The 16719-nt window shown below is 58.2% G+C and carries 10 protein-coding genes; 3 read left to right on the top strand and 7 right to left on the bottom strand.

Translation table 11 applies throughout. The features are described from left to right. From AFIDRAFT_RS11520 to AFIDRAFT_RS11530, 3 genes are all read right to left on the bottom strand, one after another. Entirely contained in the window at window positions 1–1299 is a 1299-nt protein-coding gene (locus AFIDRAFT_RS11520) for an O-antigen ligase family protein (RefSeq protein WP_009339583.1), read from the bottom strand. Then, window positions 1296–2624, bottom strand: coding sequence for a glycosyltransferase (locus tag AFIDRAFT_RS11525; protein WP_009339584.1), 1329 nt, complete (start codon window positions 2622–2624; stop codon window positions 1296–1298). The genes AFIDRAFT_RS11520 and AFIDRAFT_RS11525 overlap by 4 nt, the downstream gene beginning before the upstream one ends. Before the next feature lie 237 nt (window positions 2625–2861). Next, the gene (locus AFIDRAFT_RS11530) at window positions 2862–3338 is read right to left on the bottom strand and encodes a response regulator transcription factor (RefSeq protein WP_245258170.1); all 477 of its coding nucleotides are present in this window, start codon (window positions 3336–3338) and stop codon (window positions 2862–2864) included. 670 nt (window positions 3339–4008) lie between these two features. On the opposite strand from AFIDRAFT_RS11530, the gene AFIDRAFT_RS11535 reads away from it, so the two are divergent. From AFIDRAFT_RS11535 to AFIDRAFT_RS11545, 3 genes are all read left to right on the top strand, one after another. Beyond that, window positions 4009–4797, top strand: a complete 789-nt coding sequence (locus tag AFIDRAFT_RS11535; protein WP_009339586.1) for a LuxR C-terminal-related transcriptional regulator — start codon at window positions 4009–4011, stop codon at window positions 4795–4797. 121 nt (window positions 4798–4918) lie between these two features. Further along, window positions 4919–6187, top strand: coding sequence for a hypothetical protein (locus AFIDRAFT_RS11540; RefSeq protein ID WP_009339587.1), 1269 nt, complete (start codon window positions 4919–4921; stop codon window positions 6185–6187). Window positions 6188–6209: 22 nt separating this feature from the next. Continuing rightward, window positions 6210–7511, top strand: coding sequence for a polysaccharide biosynthesis/export family protein (locus tag AFIDRAFT_RS11545; RefSeq protein ID WP_009339588.1), 1302 nt, complete (start codon window positions 6210–6212; stop codon window positions 7509–7511). 18 nt (window positions 7512–7529) lie between these two features. Here AFIDRAFT_RS11545 and AFIDRAFT_RS11550 read toward each other — a convergent pair whose 3' ends face one another. The 4 genes from AFIDRAFT_RS11550 to AFIDRAFT_RS11565 form a co-directional block, all read right to left on the bottom strand. Continuing rightward, window positions 7530–8948 (bottom strand): HlyD family type I secretion periplasmic adaptor subunit, encoded by a 1419-nt coding sequence (locus AFIDRAFT_RS11550; RefSeq protein ID WP_040298384.1) that lies wholly within the window; start codon window positions 8946–8948, stop codon window positions 7530–7532. Next, window positions 8860–11058: a type I secretion system permease/ATPase gene (locus AFIDRAFT_RS11555; RefSeq protein ID WP_009339590.1), complete on the bottom strand. Its 2199-nt coding sequence runs from the start codon at window positions 11056–11058 to the stop codon at window positions 8860–8862. The genes AFIDRAFT_RS11550 and AFIDRAFT_RS11555 overlap by 89 nt, the downstream gene beginning before the upstream one ends. A gap of 23 nt (window positions 11059–11081) precedes the next feature. Then, window positions 11082–15926: an alkaline phosphatase family protein gene (locus AFIDRAFT_RS20035; RefSeq protein ID WP_009339591.1), complete on the bottom strand. Its 4845-nt coding sequence runs from the start codon at window positions 15924–15926 to the stop codon at window positions 11082–11084. 66 nt (window positions 15927–15992) lie between these two features. Then, entirely contained in the window at window positions 15993–16715 is a 723-nt protein-coding gene (locus tag AFIDRAFT_RS11565) for a sugar transferase (protein ID WP_009339592.1), read from the bottom strand. Between the last annotated feature and the right edge of the window lie 4 nt (window positions 16716–16719).

A 16719-nucleotide genomic window follows, 5' to 3' on the forward strand; every position in this document is an offset into this window, starting at 1 on the left:
TCATTCGCTCCGATTGTACAGGAGAGACGAAGCGCGGGAATTTGCGCTGGCCATCAGTGCAAAGGCGATCGCGAACCAGAACAATGGCTGGCGAATGATGAGATGGAACATGCTGAGGACAATGATGCTCCACACCACGACCACCAATGCATCGAAGTGCATGCGATAGGCCGCATGGAAGGCGGTTCCGACCAGCCAGGTGAACGACAGGATCGCGATCAGGCCGCCCTGCGTGAAAAGATCGAGAAACGTATTATGCGCCTCAAAGTTCGGCGTGCCGTTGACCTGAGGGTGCTCGATATATTTTGGCTCGGAATCTTCCCGTCTCGCGGCCACGAGAACCGGAGGAATCTCGATATGAGGCCCGGGTCCCAGTCCGAGCATGCCTGACTCGATTCCGCGATCGATCGCGCTCCTCCATGCATTCAGGCGTATGTTTGCCGTCTGCGATGTCTCCTGCCGCGTGCCCTTTGCCATCTTCATCATGAGATCGAATGTTTCGGCTTCGACCAGATTGGCGAACAGGAACGCCGTGGCTGCGATGATCGGAAGCGAGATAATGGCGATGCCTGCGATGGCCCTCCTGGGCGATGGCTTCGGCATCGTCAGCCAGGACCTGAGTTTCAACAGCGTAAAAAGCAGAATTCCGGTCACCAGGATGACCGCATATGTATCGCTTCTGGTCAGTCGCCCAACATAAATGGAGAACGCCGCGCATAGAGCGGCGATAGCCTTTCTGCCGAGTCCGGAAATGTGCTCGATAAAATGAACCGACAGGAACGTGGTAATCGCACAAAAGATGGCAAGCTGGTTCGGATTGTCCGACAAGCCGCGGAATCGTTCCCAGTACCAGGGATCCGTATGTGGGATGGCGATCAGGCCCCATGCGGTCAGGAGTTGAACGCCCAGGAATGCGGTGCTGGACAGTATTAAAAGCCATGCGGCGCGAGGAATGGAGCAGCCAGCGTCAGGTCCTACGGTGCAGAGAAGGCTGACGGCGAGAACGATCGCGTATGCGAGGATGTCGTGGATGAACAGGTTCGGATCGTGAATGTCGCTGATCACGAATGCCGTTGCTGAACCCAGGCATAGCGAAATGATGAAGAATATCCAGAAGACGCACATTCGGGAGAGTGCGGGTGTCATCTTCGAATGAAGGAGGCTTCCCGCTTCGCCGATCATCAGGCCGATCCAGATGACGAGACTGACTTCGCCCGGCCCGATAGGCAGCCCTGCGGGTCGAAGCTGCGATGCAGTCGACAGCACGAGGCCAAGAGCGAGCAGGGTATCTCGGATCATGGTTCAACCTGCTGCAATGACATCTCGAGTCCGGCGCCGCTGCGGTCTCCGTACAAGGGCGAGTGATTTAACGCCGCAAGGTATGCTTCGGCATATCGATCGGCCGTGAGCTGAAGACCGAACTCTCTTCGCACCAACAGCCCCGCACGCGCGGCCATCGCACGCGCAGCCTCGCGCTCCCGCAAGACGCCCAGAATCCGTTCGGCAAGCGCATGCGGATCGCGTGGCGGCACCAGAAACCCGCTCCATCGATCCCTGACCACATCAGTGCATCCCGGCATCGTTGTCGCGACGATTGGAAGGTTTGCGAGCGCCGCCTCAAGTAGAGCGCGCGGCACGCCTTCGCGATACTCCGTCGGGAATGCAAAAACGTCGGAGATCCTGAGAAGCGCGGGAATGTCCGATCTTTTCCCAGCCCAGATCACATAAGGCGCGTGACAGTCGATATCGGCTTGCGTGACGGCCGACGATCCTTCGCTGTCGCGAGGGCCTACAAGCAGAAAGCGCACGCCGGGGCGGACCTTGTTCACCAATGCGGCGGCGGCAAGAAGGGTGGGGATTCCCTTCTGGTGAGTCATCCGGGCCACTGTAATGACGACCTCAGCTTGACCGAGGTTCAGTTGCTGGCGAATTTCGGTTGATGAGGGGCCGTCGAGAACCGCCCGATCGAAAGATTCGATGTCGACACCTGAGCCCGGTATCAGCCGGAGCGAGCCTTGACCGATCATCCGGTGCCTTTCGAAAAAGGCCCGATCGTCGCTATTCTGAAATATCGTCATCGTGGTGAAGCGCGCCGCGATACGATGCAGCGTTGGAAATACCTGGCGGAGCGTCAGGGTCATCGCAGAGCGTGATGAATATATCTGGCCAAGTCCGTTGATCGTGCGGATGGCATGAACATCCGGCAGGTGCCGTGCGGCAATCGGCACCAGCAGGTTCGGCTTGGTGTCGAAGCTTTGTGCAATATCGGGCCCGACTTTCGTGATGAGTCTCGTCAGCGCACGGATTGCGGACCTGTCGGCAAGCGGATTGATAAACCGGTCGAACCGAAACGGATGAAAATCGATGCCATGCCGGGTGAAGGGAGCAGGGTCGCCGGTTCCTGCCGCGGTGACGGCAAAGCCGCGCCTTCGGAGTGCGAGCAGGAATGGAATGCGCAGATTGTGATCTTCGCCGCCGATGCAGAGCAAATGAGGTTTTGTGTGGCGGCGGGCTGAAGGCTTGATGCTTTCCCTCCCCCCGTTCACCGATTTCAAATCGATTTTGATCCGGTGCTTAGAGTTGCGCGCTGGGCTCTCGGTATAGGAGGAGAATCCATCGGTCATCGGAGCGCACCTGCAACGCGGGGACTAGATCTTGCTGTCGCTACAGCCTTCGCTTCATCCGTAAAGGGCGGGGTTACCGATCAGATAAATGACTGCCGTTGGACAAAGATGGACCATGCTATCAGCAGGGGGACAGGCTGAGCGTGTGCATTACGGAGTACCCATATCGGGGTATGCAATGCAGCTTCGAGCTTCGATTGTGTGGGTTGATTGCAGGTTTTGCAGCAACGCCTGCTATCAAACCACGAGCCAGGCTGGCCCAGAATGGGTGGTTGCCATCGCAACGAGCTCGGCGCGGTTCTTGATGGAGAGCTTGTGATAGATGTGATGCAAATGAAGCTTGATGGTGCCTTCGGAAATGTTCAGCCGGCGGGCGGCTTCTTTGTTTGAAATTCCTTCGGATATCTCATGCATGATTTCGCGCTCGCGCTCGGTCAGATATGAGAGCGGCTGACCCGGCGTCTCGACGCGCGCTGGCTTGTTTTGATGTCGCGAAGCGCTCGTTGGATTGGGTGTGGAATTCGCGGGTGAATGACCGATGACGATCTGAGCCAGGCATCGCGCCACCGTTGATCCCTTGAGGGGCCATTCGTAACTGGTGATGACGGATATATCGTCAGGTTCGGACGATGCAGCGAGAAAAACCACGCGCGTAAAGAAACAGGCTGATGCGACCGCGGCGAGAATGTCTTGTTCCGGAATCTTGCTGGACATCAAGCGTTCGATGATCGCGATGTCGGGAGACCGGGCCCGCACCAGCCCGACGCATTCGGAAATGGTGGCGCAACTGGCGACGACTTCAAAATTGCCTTCGGCGTGCAGAAGATCGGCGAGGTTCTGCGAAGTCAATGGATTGCGATTTGCAATAACGACCCGAACGCAACGCATGGCACACCTCTGAAATGGGTACCCCCCATTCAGTATTCACGTGGCCTAAGAGGCATATCCTCAGGCGCAATAGCGCAATAAGTGACGGTTTCACATCTACTTGCAGTGGGCAAGTCAAAAATCTGTAACAGATGAGGGGGGCTACCTCTTTCGGGGTAGGGATCGGGCCGTTGACCGTGGTCCCGGATCTGCCCGGCAAGTGTGCAAAGAGGAAAGGGGCTCCGTCTCGAAAAGCCCTGTCGCACATAACGAACGATATATATCGATACCGCGAATTGTCATTTACATTTCATAAAAGGATCACGGTCTGATCCATGTTGGAAGTTTGATCGGTGGCTGGGTTTTCAAAAAAATAAAAGCCAAGGCAGGAGCGGAGGATCGCGCGGTTGAATTGGATCTAGGATTTATATCCTGATCATTGACTGGCTGTTGTCCAATGGTGGCTTCGGAATGGGGACGGAGTCGATCAAAGGTCGGGGCGGTTATGGAGTCGAACATGCGTGCGACCGTCATTGTTGGATCGAACAATCTTTTCCGCGAAGGCCTTAGTCGTATTCTTGGAGCTGCGGACTTCAATGTTCTGGACGCAATCACGGGAGTGGACGACGCTGCTCTGGATGCCATGGTCGTACACGATTGCGCCCTGTTTATTCTCGATGCCGGCGATGGTTCGAATACCGTGCTTGATCAAATCAAGCTCATCAAGGCGCGGAATCCGATGTGGCGCGTCGTGGTGCTGGATAACAGCAATCAGTTGATCAATATCGCGTCCGTTTATCGCGCAGGCGTTAGCGCCTATCTGGCCAACGTCGCAACGTCGGTCGCTTTCATCAAGTTTCTGGAACTGGTGATGCTGGGTGAAACGATTTTGCCGGCTGCATTTCTTCCATTCGTGCTTGATCAGGCCAGCGATGACAATGGCGCCAGCTCTCATGTGAATGGGAACGAATGCAAGAGCGATCTGGAACAGCAGTTGATCGCAGCAGTTGGCGGCGCACCGATTCCGCAACTGTCGTTGCGGGAAAAAGTGGTGCTGCGCTGTATCATCGAAGGCGGATCGAACAAGATGATCGCGCGAAAGATCGCCATTTCGGAGGCGACCGTCAAAGTTCACGTCAAGTCGATCCTTCGCAAGATACGTGTCCATAGTCGCACGCAGGCCGCGATCTGGGGAATGAACAGCGGCTTCTCCCTTTGCCAGATCGAGAATGCGACCGTATCGCCTTCGATCGTGGCGCATTCACAAGAGCCTGGAGGCGTGGCGGCATTGCCGCCCGCACGGTGAGAAGAGCGGCTGCTGCCGTTCATGGCAGCTGCTCGCGAGAAAAGGAGCCGGGAACATTCTGAGGTTCGATTGAGAGGGGACGAGGCCGCCTTCAATTTCCGAATTCGCTGATTGGATCAACATGGGCGAGATGAACGTGCTGACGGCAAGAGGCGTGCTTTGTGTGGCGCTGCTATGGGGCGCGTCGCATGTCCCTGCACTGGCTGTCGATGATCTGGCGACGGCGCTTGTCCTTCCGACACTTCCGGCACCCAATATCGCCTATCTGCAAGAGGCAACGGACCTGGCGTTTGGCACGCGCGTGACTCGCGTGACGGATCCGGGTGGAAACATGCCCGGCGGTATTGTCTGTAAGCCCGCATACTGCACGCACAGATACTCCAGCTCCCAGGCCTGGAATGCCGATCAGAGCCTGTTGGTGATCTCGAACGGTTGCTCCGGGCTGTGTTTTCTCGACGGGCAGACTTACGTTCCGCTTTTTCATCGTTCGACGCCGGACGAATGCGAGTGGCATCCGACGGATCCGCGGCTGATGATCTGCGTCAGTCACCGCGCGATTTACACCTGGAATCCGCGAAGCGACGTCAAGACGATCGTTTTCGCAGGAGCTGGCTATCGCAATCTTCAATTCGGGCCCTACAAGGGCAACCCTTCACGGGATGGCAGAAGATTGGCTGTTCGCGCAACGGCAGCCGACGGAGCCCTTGTGGCCTTTGCCTATGACATTCAAGACAAGACGAAGTTCGCGGATATCGATCTGACGAAACTGCCGGGCAAGAATGGCTATTGCTCGATCTCTCCATCGGGGCGTTACATTTTCTGCTCTCAGAAAATGCCTGGCGACATCGACCACGGATATGTGTTCGCGGTTGATGGCACGCAGCTCCAGTACTGGAGCGATCATCATCGCCCGGGCCATGGCGACATGACGATCGATGCGGATGGCAGCGACGTCTATGTCGGCATCAGCAAGGATTATCCGGACAAGTTTCACGTCATCAAGCGGCGGTTGGTCGACGGCAAGGTTACGGATCTTGCGCCTTACGGAGAGGGCCAGCATGCCTCGCTGCGGAATATCAATCTGCCCGGATGGGTATTCCTGAGCTACGGCGGGAATTATGCCGAGATCGCCGCGCACCGGAGTTGGGCGCCTTTCTACCAGGAGGTGGTTGCGCTTCGTATCGACGGGAGCGGAGAGGTGCGCCGGATCGCGCAGGTCCGTAATCCCAAGCATGATTATTGGAGCGAAACTCACGCATCGCCATCGCCCGACGGGTCGCAGGTCATCTGGTCCAGCAATTGGGGACAGCCGGGTGGGCCGGTCGCGGATTACGTCACGCGGTTGTCTTGGCCAAAAGAGCTCTCGAAGCAGTCATCAATGCGTCAATGACCGCCAACACAGGAGTGGCATCATGTCGACGGTTCGATTGTCAATGGAAACCGGCTCCCCTCGTCCTCGCAAGATTGCGCGCCTTTCCTGTTTCGGGCTGCTGCTGTCCGCAGCGGCTATGTTGTGCGCGGCCTCTCCAGCGAAGGCCGATTACCGGCTGCATGTCGGCGATGTGATCGAAATTTCGGTGGCGAGAGCACCGGAACTCAAGCAGCGCGTTCCCGTGCAGTTGGATGGCTCGATCTCGTTTCCGATGATGGGCAATCTTCCCGTCGCGGGTCTTACACCTGCGGAAGCGCAATCCAGAATTCAAGCGATCCTTGCGACCAAGGTCTTCCGTCAGCGGCTTTCGGATGGACGTGACAATGAGATCATGATCGACCATGACGAGGTGACGGCGACCGTGGTGGAATATCGGCCGATCTACGTCAACGGCGACGTTTCCAAGCCGGGTGAGTATGCCTACAGGCCGCTGATGACGGTCCGGCAAGCCGTCGCTCTATCGGGCGGTTACGAACTGATGCGCTATCGGATGCAGAATCCGGTTCTCGAGGCCGCGGACCTGAGAGCCGAGTATGAATCCCTGTGGGCGGAGTTCGCCAAAGAGCAAGCTCTTGTCTGGCGTTTGAAGACGGAACTTGGAGAAGACAAGCACCTCAATCAAAGCAGCCTCAAAGATTTGCCTTTGAAGCAATCGACGATTTCTGAAATCGTGCATGTCGAGGCGGAGCAGTTGAAGGCCCGTCAGGCGGATTACGACAGTCAAAAGGCATTCCTGCAACGCGCAATCGTACTGGGGGACAAGCAGGTTGATGTCCTGACGGAGCAGCAAAAGCAGGACGACGAGGGCGCGCAGGCCGACATAGACGAACTGCAAAGGGCTCTGGAATTTTATGGCAAAGGCGCTCTTCCAAGCCCGCGCGTTGCGGATTCCCGGCGCGCGGTGTTGATGTCCTCGACACGAAAGCTGCAGACGTCAGCTCAATTGATGCAAATCAAGCAGCAGCAGAGCGACTTCACGCGGCAGCTCGGCAAGCTCGACGATCAACGCAAGATGGATCTGCTGAAGGATCTGCAGGATGCCAATGTCAAACTCGCCGAGGTCCGGGCGAAGCTGCAGAGCACGTCGGAGAAGCTGCAATATGCAACACTTGTCCGGTCGCAATTCGTCCGTGGCGGCGGCCAGCCCGAGATTGTCGTCATCAGGATGGACGAAAAAGGCCAGACCCGCATTCGTGCGAACGAAGAGTCTGAACTTCAGCCCGGAGATGTTGTCGAGGTCACTCTGCGGCCGGGCCAGACCGATGATCAGCGTGAGCCATGACCGCGTGCAGCGACCGCATTACCGCTCCCGCAGAATGTCGTGCCTGTAACGGGCGAGCGGGGACAGCAGATAGCTGATGATACGTCGCGACCCTGTCCTGATTTCGGCCGTCACGGCCATGCCGGGAGAGAGCGGGATCAGCTTGTCGTCGATTTGCATCTGCGTGCGGTCGAGTGCGATCCGGGCCGCATAGGTGAGCTCCTGATTTTTAGGCTCGGTTGCCGGACTTTCCGGCTGCATCGGCTGCTCGCGCGATTTCTCGGGGGTAATGGCGTCGCGCGAGACGCTGATGATGTGTCCATGAAGGAGGCCGTAGCGTGTGAAGTTGAAGGTATCGACCTTGATCTCGGCAGTCTGTCCGGGGAATACGAAACCGATATCCCGGTTGGACACCATGGCTTCGATTTCAACGCCGCCGTCGGTCGCCACGATCACGGCAATGGATTGCGCCGGCGTCACGACACCGCCGATTGTGTGCACCGCCAGTTGCTGCACGACGCCGTCGATCGGAGCAGTCAGAATTTGAAGCTTGGCCTTCTGCTTGGCCTTGATAACGTCTTGCCTGAGGCCTCCCGCCTTCTGTTCTGCTTTTGAGAGATCATCGAGCAGGGTGCGGCGGTATTCTGCTTTCGCGCGAGTTTGCGTCTCGTCGAGCGCGGCAATCGCCGCATCCGCTTCCTGTTCTCTGCTTTTCTGGACGAGCGTTTCGTGCTGCTGACCGACGAGATCCTGTAACTCGGACAGATAAGTGATCTTCGAGCCAAGCTTGTTTTCGTAGAGATATTCCCGCATCTTTGTCCGCTCCTCGAGCAGGGGAATGGTGGCCTCCAGCTTGGCGATGTTGGCGGCGATGGTGTCACGTTCCGCCCGTTTCTGTGCGATCTGGCGGCCGATCTCGGCGATCTTCGCGCGATGTTCCTGGGTCTGCGAGATCAGATACTGACGCTGCGTTTCGACGAGCTCTTTGGTTGCGTCCTGCGGTGGCGTGAAGCTGTCGGCCGGATTGTCGTGGTTTGCGAGGGCGGCCCGAAGCCGCGCGACATCGAGCTCGGCGGCGATTAGGTCGATTTCCATATGTTTGACATCGGCTGCATTGATCGTGGGATCGAGCTCGATCAGGACATCGCCTGCTTTGACCGTCGAGCCGTCATGGATGTGAATGGCACGGACTACGCCTGCCTCGAATGGTTGGATAATCTTTGTGCGGCCGTTGGGAATAACCTTGCCCGGCGCGACGGCGACGATATCGACGGTGCCGAGAGACGCCCATAGCAGTGCTACCCCGAAAAGCGCGATGATCGCCGCACCGAGCACGCGCGCGGTGGGAGAGGCCGGGGTCTCGATGATTTCAAGCGCTGCTGGTAGGAACGCCGTCTCGTATTGGCGAGAAGGTGTCCGGCGTTCCGGGAACGGTATGATTTTTCTGACGGAGGTCATGGAGTCCCGCCTGTATGTCATGGAGGCTGGCATAGCGCCCGTTGGTCCGCATCAGTTCGTCATGCGTTCCATCCTCGATCAGACGCCCCCGCTCGAGCGTGAGGATGCGATCGGCGCGGCGAACCGTTGAAAGACGGTGGGCGATGACGATGGCCGTGCGTTTCTCGCAGATGCGACGCATGTTGTACTGGATGATCCGTTCGCTCTCGTAGTCGAGCGCGCTCGTCGCTTCGTCAAAAATCAGGATGCGCGGGTCGGTAACGAGCGCACGAGCAATCGCGATCCGCTGCCGTTGCCCGCCTGACAGGCTACAGCCGCGTTCGCCGACCAGCGTGTCGTAGCCTTCGGGAAGCTGAAGAATGAATTCATGCGCACCGGCAAGCGTGGCCGCATGAACGATCTGATCCATGGACATGGCCGGATCGGCGAGCGCGATATTGTCGCGCACGGAGCGATTGAACAGCATGTCTTCCTGCAGAACGACCCCGACCTGGCGGCGCAGCCATGCGGTGTCGACCATCGCGAGATCGACGCCGTCCACAAGCACGCGGCCGCCCTCCGGCACATAGAGGCGTTGGATGAGTTTGGCGAGCGTGCTCTTGCCCGATCCGGACGGTCCGACGATTCCGACAACCTGACCGGCTGGTATGTGGAACTGTACGTCGTGCAGAATCGTCGGCCCGTCGATGCGGTAATGGAAGTCCACATGCTCGAAGGTAATCTCACCACGGATCGGCGGCAGCGCGGCGCGATGAGGAATGCCCGCCGATTCCGGACGGGTATTCAGGATGTCGCCGAGTCGTTCGATCGAGAGACGAGCCTGATGGAAATCCTGCCAAACCTGGGCAAGACGCAGCACCGGCACATTGACCCGGCTCGCGAGCATATTGAAGGCAACAAGCTCGCCGACGGTTAAATTGCCCTCAATGACAAGCTTGGCACCCAGAAACAGGACGGCGGCAGTGACAAGCTTGCTGATGCACTGGACCGCCTGGCTTGCGACATTACCGAGGTTCAGCACGCGAAAACTCGCGGTGACGTAACTTGCGAGTTGCTCTTCCCAGTGACGCTGAATCTGGGGCTCGACGGCCATCGCCTTTAGCGTTTCCATGCCGACGATGCTCTCGACCAGAAAAGCCTGATTCTCCGCGCCGCGCTTGAATTTTTCATCTAGGCCTCGACGGAAGAGCGGTGTCGCGGCGACCGAAATGGCGATGTAAAACGGAAAAGCGCCGAGCACGATCCATGTCAGCAGCGGTGAATAGACGAACATCACGATCAGGAAGATGCATGTGAAAGCGAGGTCGATGATCAGGGAGAGCGCCGAGCCGGTAAGAAAATTGCGGATATTCTCAAGTTCGCGCACGCGCGCGACTGAATCTCCGGCGCGACGGTTCTGGAAATAAGCGAGCGGCAGCGAGACGAGGTGCCGGAACAGCCGGGCGCCAAGCTCGACATCGATCCTGTTGGTGGTGTGGGCAAACAGATAGGTGCGGAGTGCGCTGAGAATCGCCTCGAACAGGGCGATCGCCACAAGGCCGATGACGAGGACCTGGAGCGTGTCGAGGCCGCGATGCACCAGCACCTTGTCGATCACAACCTGGAAGAACAGCGGTGTAACGAGGGAGAATATTTGCAGGAAAAAAGAGGCGACGAGTACCTCGCCCAGAAGCCTGCGGTATTTCCGGATTGCGCCGAGAAACCAGGTGATGTCGAAGCGCCTTGAAAGATCGGAGAGTGTTGCACGGCGCGTCATCAGCACCAGGCGGCCATCCCAGAGCTCTTCGAACGCCACTTTGCTCATCACTTCCGGTCTTAGTCCCGGCGTCCGCTGAACCAGTACCTTGTCGTCGCAGGCGCTGCCCACGATCAGGAAGCTGCCGTCGACAAGCGCAGCGATTGCTGGAAGGGGCGTTCGCGTCAGGCGGGCCCAGCTCGTTCTGATGCTGCGCGCCTTGAGACCGACGCTGCGGGCACTGCGCAGCATCTCCATGATGCCGATTGCATCTGCGCCGACGTCATGTCGAACCTGCCCGGCATCGGCGGAGATGCCATTCATCCGAAGCAGCAAGACAAGAGCCAGAAGTCCTGAATCGTTTTGGGGCGTCATGCGGAGGTATTCCGGGTTTCAGGCTACGAAAAATGGCTGTGATGCGACGTGCCGAGAAATGGTTGTTCCTCCGGATTGAAATGCGTTGGCGTATCGTTGGTTGAGCCAAAGTTGTGACTGCCGGCGCCATGCAATCCTGCAGCCATGTATTGCTCCATCAGGGCCGTGAGGTGCTGGAATGAGGAATTGTGTTGATTCCAGTTGCTCCAGGTCATGGCAGGAGAGGCCGGAGGGTCTGTGACGGTGATTGTTTGAGCCGCTGAAGTCGCGCTTTCTCCCGCCGTCGTGTTGCTTGCGGTGATGGTCAGCGTGTTCACCGGATGGTCCGTGCCGGCGTAGGACGATTGCAACGATAGGCCGCTGTTGACCTCGGCTGCCGTCAGCGTGACGGAGCTGCCGCTGAAGGTTTGTTTGTCGAGAGTGTCGGTGATGGTCTCATAACTTGTCAGTCCGCCGATTGCGACGGTGACCGTGTCGTCGGCGTCGAATCCGGCCACGCTGATCGGCAGCGTCGCCGAGGATCCGGCGTTCACGGTCAGAGCGGTGCTGCCGAGCGTAAGTGTCGGAGTTTCCAGCGACGGCTGAATGCTGATTTCAGTGACGGATGTTTGCCACCATCCGTTCGCGACATATTCGTTTGAAACCCAAAATCCATGCGCGTTGTTCGGATCGGCAATCGTCGTTGAATTAATGCCCCAGCGCTGGACGCTGGATCCGTTGCCTGAATTGAAGAAGCCGGAACTGGCCTGATACAGAATCGGCGCGCTGAACGAGCCCGCCCCGTTGCCTGCCGACTGGTAGACATAATAGTCCGAAGGATACATGTTCGGACCGCTGGCGGTGAAATTGATGAGGACATCACCGGCACCGTCCACGGCGATCGAACCATTAAATGTCGCGACATTGGTGCCGAGCGAAGCGCCTGAAATGTCGCCTTGCGCCACCAGCGTCGGACTGTTCGGGTTGCTGACGTCGATCTTGAACCAGTGAACCAGCGGGACGCTCGATCCGATCGGTTTTTCTTCGGTGATGCCGTAGAGAAAGCCGTTGGAATAAGCGAGGTTCTGAACGCGTTTGTCCGTTGCATCCAGCAGCAGACTCGTTCCGAGTTGCTGTGCGGTATAGGACCCGCCCTGATCGATCTTGCCGAGTCCGATTGTGCTCACCGCTCCGAATGTGTTGGTGGCTACATTGTAGGCCTGCAGAGTCACGACGATCTGGCCGCCGGTCGAATAACTGCTGGCGTAATAGGTGTAGCCGTTGCCGCCGGCCACGACGCGATAGATGCCCTGGCTCGGGGAGGTAACCTCACTCGCCGTGACGGTCATTGTCCCGCCGTTGTAGATGCCGCCGCCTGCGCCCACGATATCGCCGATGACCCAGACGGCGGTGCCTTGCCAGCCGCCGCCGCTGACATTGTACTGCGGCGCGGTGATATAGATGTTGGTGCCGTCCACGGAAACCACGGGCGTATCCGAACTGGTCAGACTCCCGTTAAGGGTGAGCGAGGTATTCAGCGAGGCGAAATACCAACCGTCATTCGGGTTGGAGTCCTTGGAGACTGCGATATCGATATTGCTGATGGTCCCGTTGGAACCGATGTTGTCCATGGTGACGATGTAGCGCCCGTTCACGCTGTCGTAGGCGATGCGCGGATCGAACAGAGCGTTGGTTGCCGTCGATCCCAAAGACTTGAAGAACTGGTAGACCGACTGGGTCGTCGAAGCACCGCCGGTCAGGTTGCTCCATTCGATCTTCGAGCCTTCCGCCATCACGATATAGTTGGACCCGACGGCGAGCGCATTGTGCGGCGGATAACTTGACGGATCGGAGATGCCGGAGAATTGCGTCTCGATCTCCGACGTGACAACTGGCGGGTTCACCGCGGAGAAATTTATGACCGGCGCGCTGGTGTCGTTAGTGGTCAAGCCCGGCAGCCCGTAGATGTCTTCGATGGTATGCAGCAAGCTGTAGTGATTGAGAGCCTGGGTGTTTTCCCCGACGGGAATTCCGTCTCCGACAATGATTGTGGGGATCTGATTGCTGGAGCTGCTGTCACTCTCGTCAAAGGTAACGATCAGCAGACTGTTATTGGCCTGCGCCCAGGCCGCATACGCACTGAGGTTATCCGACAGCCACTGGTCACCTTGAGCGACGGTGCCGTCGTGCATGTCGTCGTTCAAATTCGGTATGACGAACGAGACGGTCGGCAACTGGTTGAAGTCTGTCGGAAACTGACTGAAGCTTTGACCCAGATTTTGTGAGTCGCCGAAGCTCTCCCAGGGATCGTGGGATCGGGTGGACCTACTCTCGGCATAACCTGTAAAGGTGTAGCCGGCTTGTATCAGTTCGCCGGCAAGCGTCGGGGCATTCGGGAAGAAGTAGATTCCATCGTCGGTGACGCCCTGGGTGGAGCCGGAAAACAATGCGAGATAATTCGGCTCGCTCGGATGTGTCACTGCGGAGTAGCTAGTGAAAAGGGTGCCGCTTGCCACCAGTGAATTGATGAAAGGCGCGGCCGCATTGCCGATAACGTCACTGTAATTCTTGTTCTCGTCTATCACCACAACGATATGGTCATAAGTGGGAGCTGTCACGGTCACGGAGTATGGCGCGGACGCCGTACTGACGTTTCCGGCAACATCGGCTGCCTTCGCCGTGATGCTGTGATTTCCTATGGCGAGCACCGATGTCGTGATGCTGAACGCGCCGGTCGTGGCATTTGCGGTGCCTGTGCCGATGATTGTGGTGCCGTTGGTGTCGTACAATGTTACAGCGCTGCCAGGCGCGGCTGATCCATCAATCTCGATTTGTGTGGAACTGGTGATGCCGTCGCCCTTGGTGCCGCTGTCGGTGGACGTGTCGAGGCTCAGTCCGGTGGGCGCTCCAGGCGCGGTCGTGTCGATTGTTATCGTCGTGGCGGCCGATGCAATGCTCGTATTGCCTGCCAAATCTGTCGATTTGGCCGTGATGGTATGCGTTCCGCCGGCCAGCGCTGCCGTGGTGATCGCGAAGGCCCCGGTCGTGGCGTCGGCGATTCCCGTACCGAGCACGGTCGTTCCATTGCTGTCATATAGCGTCACGGTGCTGCCGGGCTCCGCCGAGCCGTCGATCTTCACTTGCGTGGCGTTGGTGATTCCATCGCCCTTCGTCCCGCTGTCAGTCGTTGTGTCGAGTGAAAGCGCGGTGGGCGCGGCAGGTGTGGCGGTGTCGATCTGCAAAATGCCGGCTGGATTATAGTTTGCTGCGCCGGATAGATCGGCATTGTTGCCGAGCTGATCCCGAATTGTCGCGCCGTTCAGGTTCGCGGACGATATTGAGAGATCTGACGTGTTCTGGCCCGACGCGACGACATAGCTGAAGGTCAGGGCGCTGCTGCCGGAGCCGCCGACATAGGTCGCCGTGCCCCCATCATTGAGTGTCAGCGTCGGCGCGCCGCCAGTTGTGTTGACAGTGACTGCGCTGCTGAAAGTGACGGTGAGCGTCACGGCCTTGCCGGCATTCAGGTCACCGCTGCCGTTGGTGACGCCTGTGCCGGAGACTGCGATCAACGAAATCGTTGGATTGGTCGTCGTCCCGACCTCGATCTGCGAGACGGCGGTTTGCCACCATCCACTCGCGACGTATTCGTTGGATATCCAGAACGCGTTCGGATTGTTGGGGTCGGGGATGGCTGTCGAGTAGGCGCCCCAGCGCTGCACGCTTGAGCCATTGCCCGAGTTGAAGAATCCGGTGCTCGCCTGATAGAGGATGGGTGAGCTGAAGCTTCCGGCCGGCGCCGAGGCGGCCGCGTAGACATAATAGTCCGAGGGATACATGTTCGGGCCGCTGGCGGTGAAATTGATAAGGACGTCACCAGCGCCATCCACGGCCAGAGAGCCGTTGAAGGTGGCTACGTTAGTCCCGAGCGATGTACCGGATATATCCCCTTGGGCAACCAGGGTCGGGCTGTTCGGGTTGCTGACATCAATCTTGAACCAATGAACGAGCGGCACGCTGGAGCCGATCGGCTTCAGTTCGCAGACGCCCCACAGAAAGCCGTTGGCATATTGAAGGCTCTGAATGCGCTTGTCGCCGGCGTCGAGCAGCAGCGTGGTGCCTTGCTGCTGAGCCGTATAGGAGCCGCCCTGGTCGATATTGCCAAGCGTAATGGTCGTCGAAGGGCCGAATGTGCCGGTGGCCGTATTATAGGCCTGCACGACAGCGACGATCTGGCTGCCCGTCGAATAGTCGCACGCGTAATAGGTCGTTCCGCTGCTGCCTGTCGCGACGGTGAAAATACCCTGGTTCGATGGGGTAATCTGGTTGGCGACGACCGTCATTGTGCCGCCGTTATAGAGGCCGCCCCCGGCGCCGGCCGTCTTTCCGATCACCCACGTCTCGGTTCCTGCGTATCCCGAAACATTGACGTTATATTGTGGGGCCGTGATGTAGATGTTGCTGCCATCGACGGTGATGGATGGCCGATCGGATGAGGTCAGTTGACCGTTGATGGTCAGTGAGGTGTTGAGCGACGCGAAATACCAGCCATCGTTTGGGTTGGAGTCTTTCGAGACTGCAATGTCGATATTGCTGACGGCCCCGTTGGAGCCGATGTTCTCCATGATAATGATAAAACGGCCACTGGCGCTGTCGTAGATACAGCGCGGGTCGTAGAGCGAATTGGTCGCCGTCGCTCCAAGCGATGAGAAGAAGCTATAGACGGATTGTATCGTGGCGGCTCCGCCGGTGAGATTTGTCCACTCGATCCGGGAGCCTTCGGCCATCACGATGTTGTTTGGGCCGACCGCGAGGCCGTTGTGCGGCGGATAGCTCGATGTGTTCGAGATCCCGGAAAAGAGCGTATCTATTTTTGAGGTCGTGCTCATGTGACGCTCCCGCATTCAGCCCGTTAGCGAGTCTCCGGTATTGTCATCGATTGTCGAAATATGAAGCTATGTGGCGGCGTGACCTTCTTCCGAGACAGGGTCTTGAAGTTCTGATGCAATGCCCAGCATCTTTGGGATGTGGCCGGTGAGGAGCAAACAGACCGTCGCCAGAATGATGCGGAGGTCATTGGTCGCGCTGATCTCGCGGCTGTAGCGCTCATAATAGCCGAACTTGATCGGAAGGATTTTGTATCGGTAGATCGCCACCGGATCCTTGTCCTGATCGAGCAGATCGCTCTCGTTGCGAAAGAGTATCGCGGCGTAATCAGTCATTCCGGGGCGCATCGAAAGAAGGATCGCGCGCTGCGCGGGTGAGAAGAATTCCATGAACTCCGGAACCTCGGGGCGGGGCCCGACCAGTGACATGTCGCCTGCGAGAACGTTGATGAGTTGCGGAAGCTCGTCGAGCTTTGTCCGCCTCAGGAACGCGCCAAGTCGGGTCACCCGCTTGTCCGCGCGTACGGTGAGAGGCACGCCACGCGGTGCCTTTGTCGCCTTCATCGAGCGGAACTTGTAGATTCGAAACGGGTGGCCGTTCAGTCCGACCCGGATTTGTCGGAAGAATGCGGGCCCGGGCGTCTCCATCCGGATCATGATCGCGATAAGAACGAACAGTGGCGACAGCAGGATCAGTCCAAGCGCCGAACCGGCGACATCGATTGTGCGCTTGACCTTGAGTGTTGTGACGGGCGGGGCTGTGGCCGTGGTGTTGCTGTCGCAGGCGAGCATGGTG

The organism is Afipia sp. 1NLS2, assembly GCF_000178995.1.
In the GTDB taxonomy this organism is placed as follows: domain Bacteria; phylum Pseudomonadota; class Alphaproteobacteria; order Rhizobiales; family Xanthobacteraceae; genus Afipia.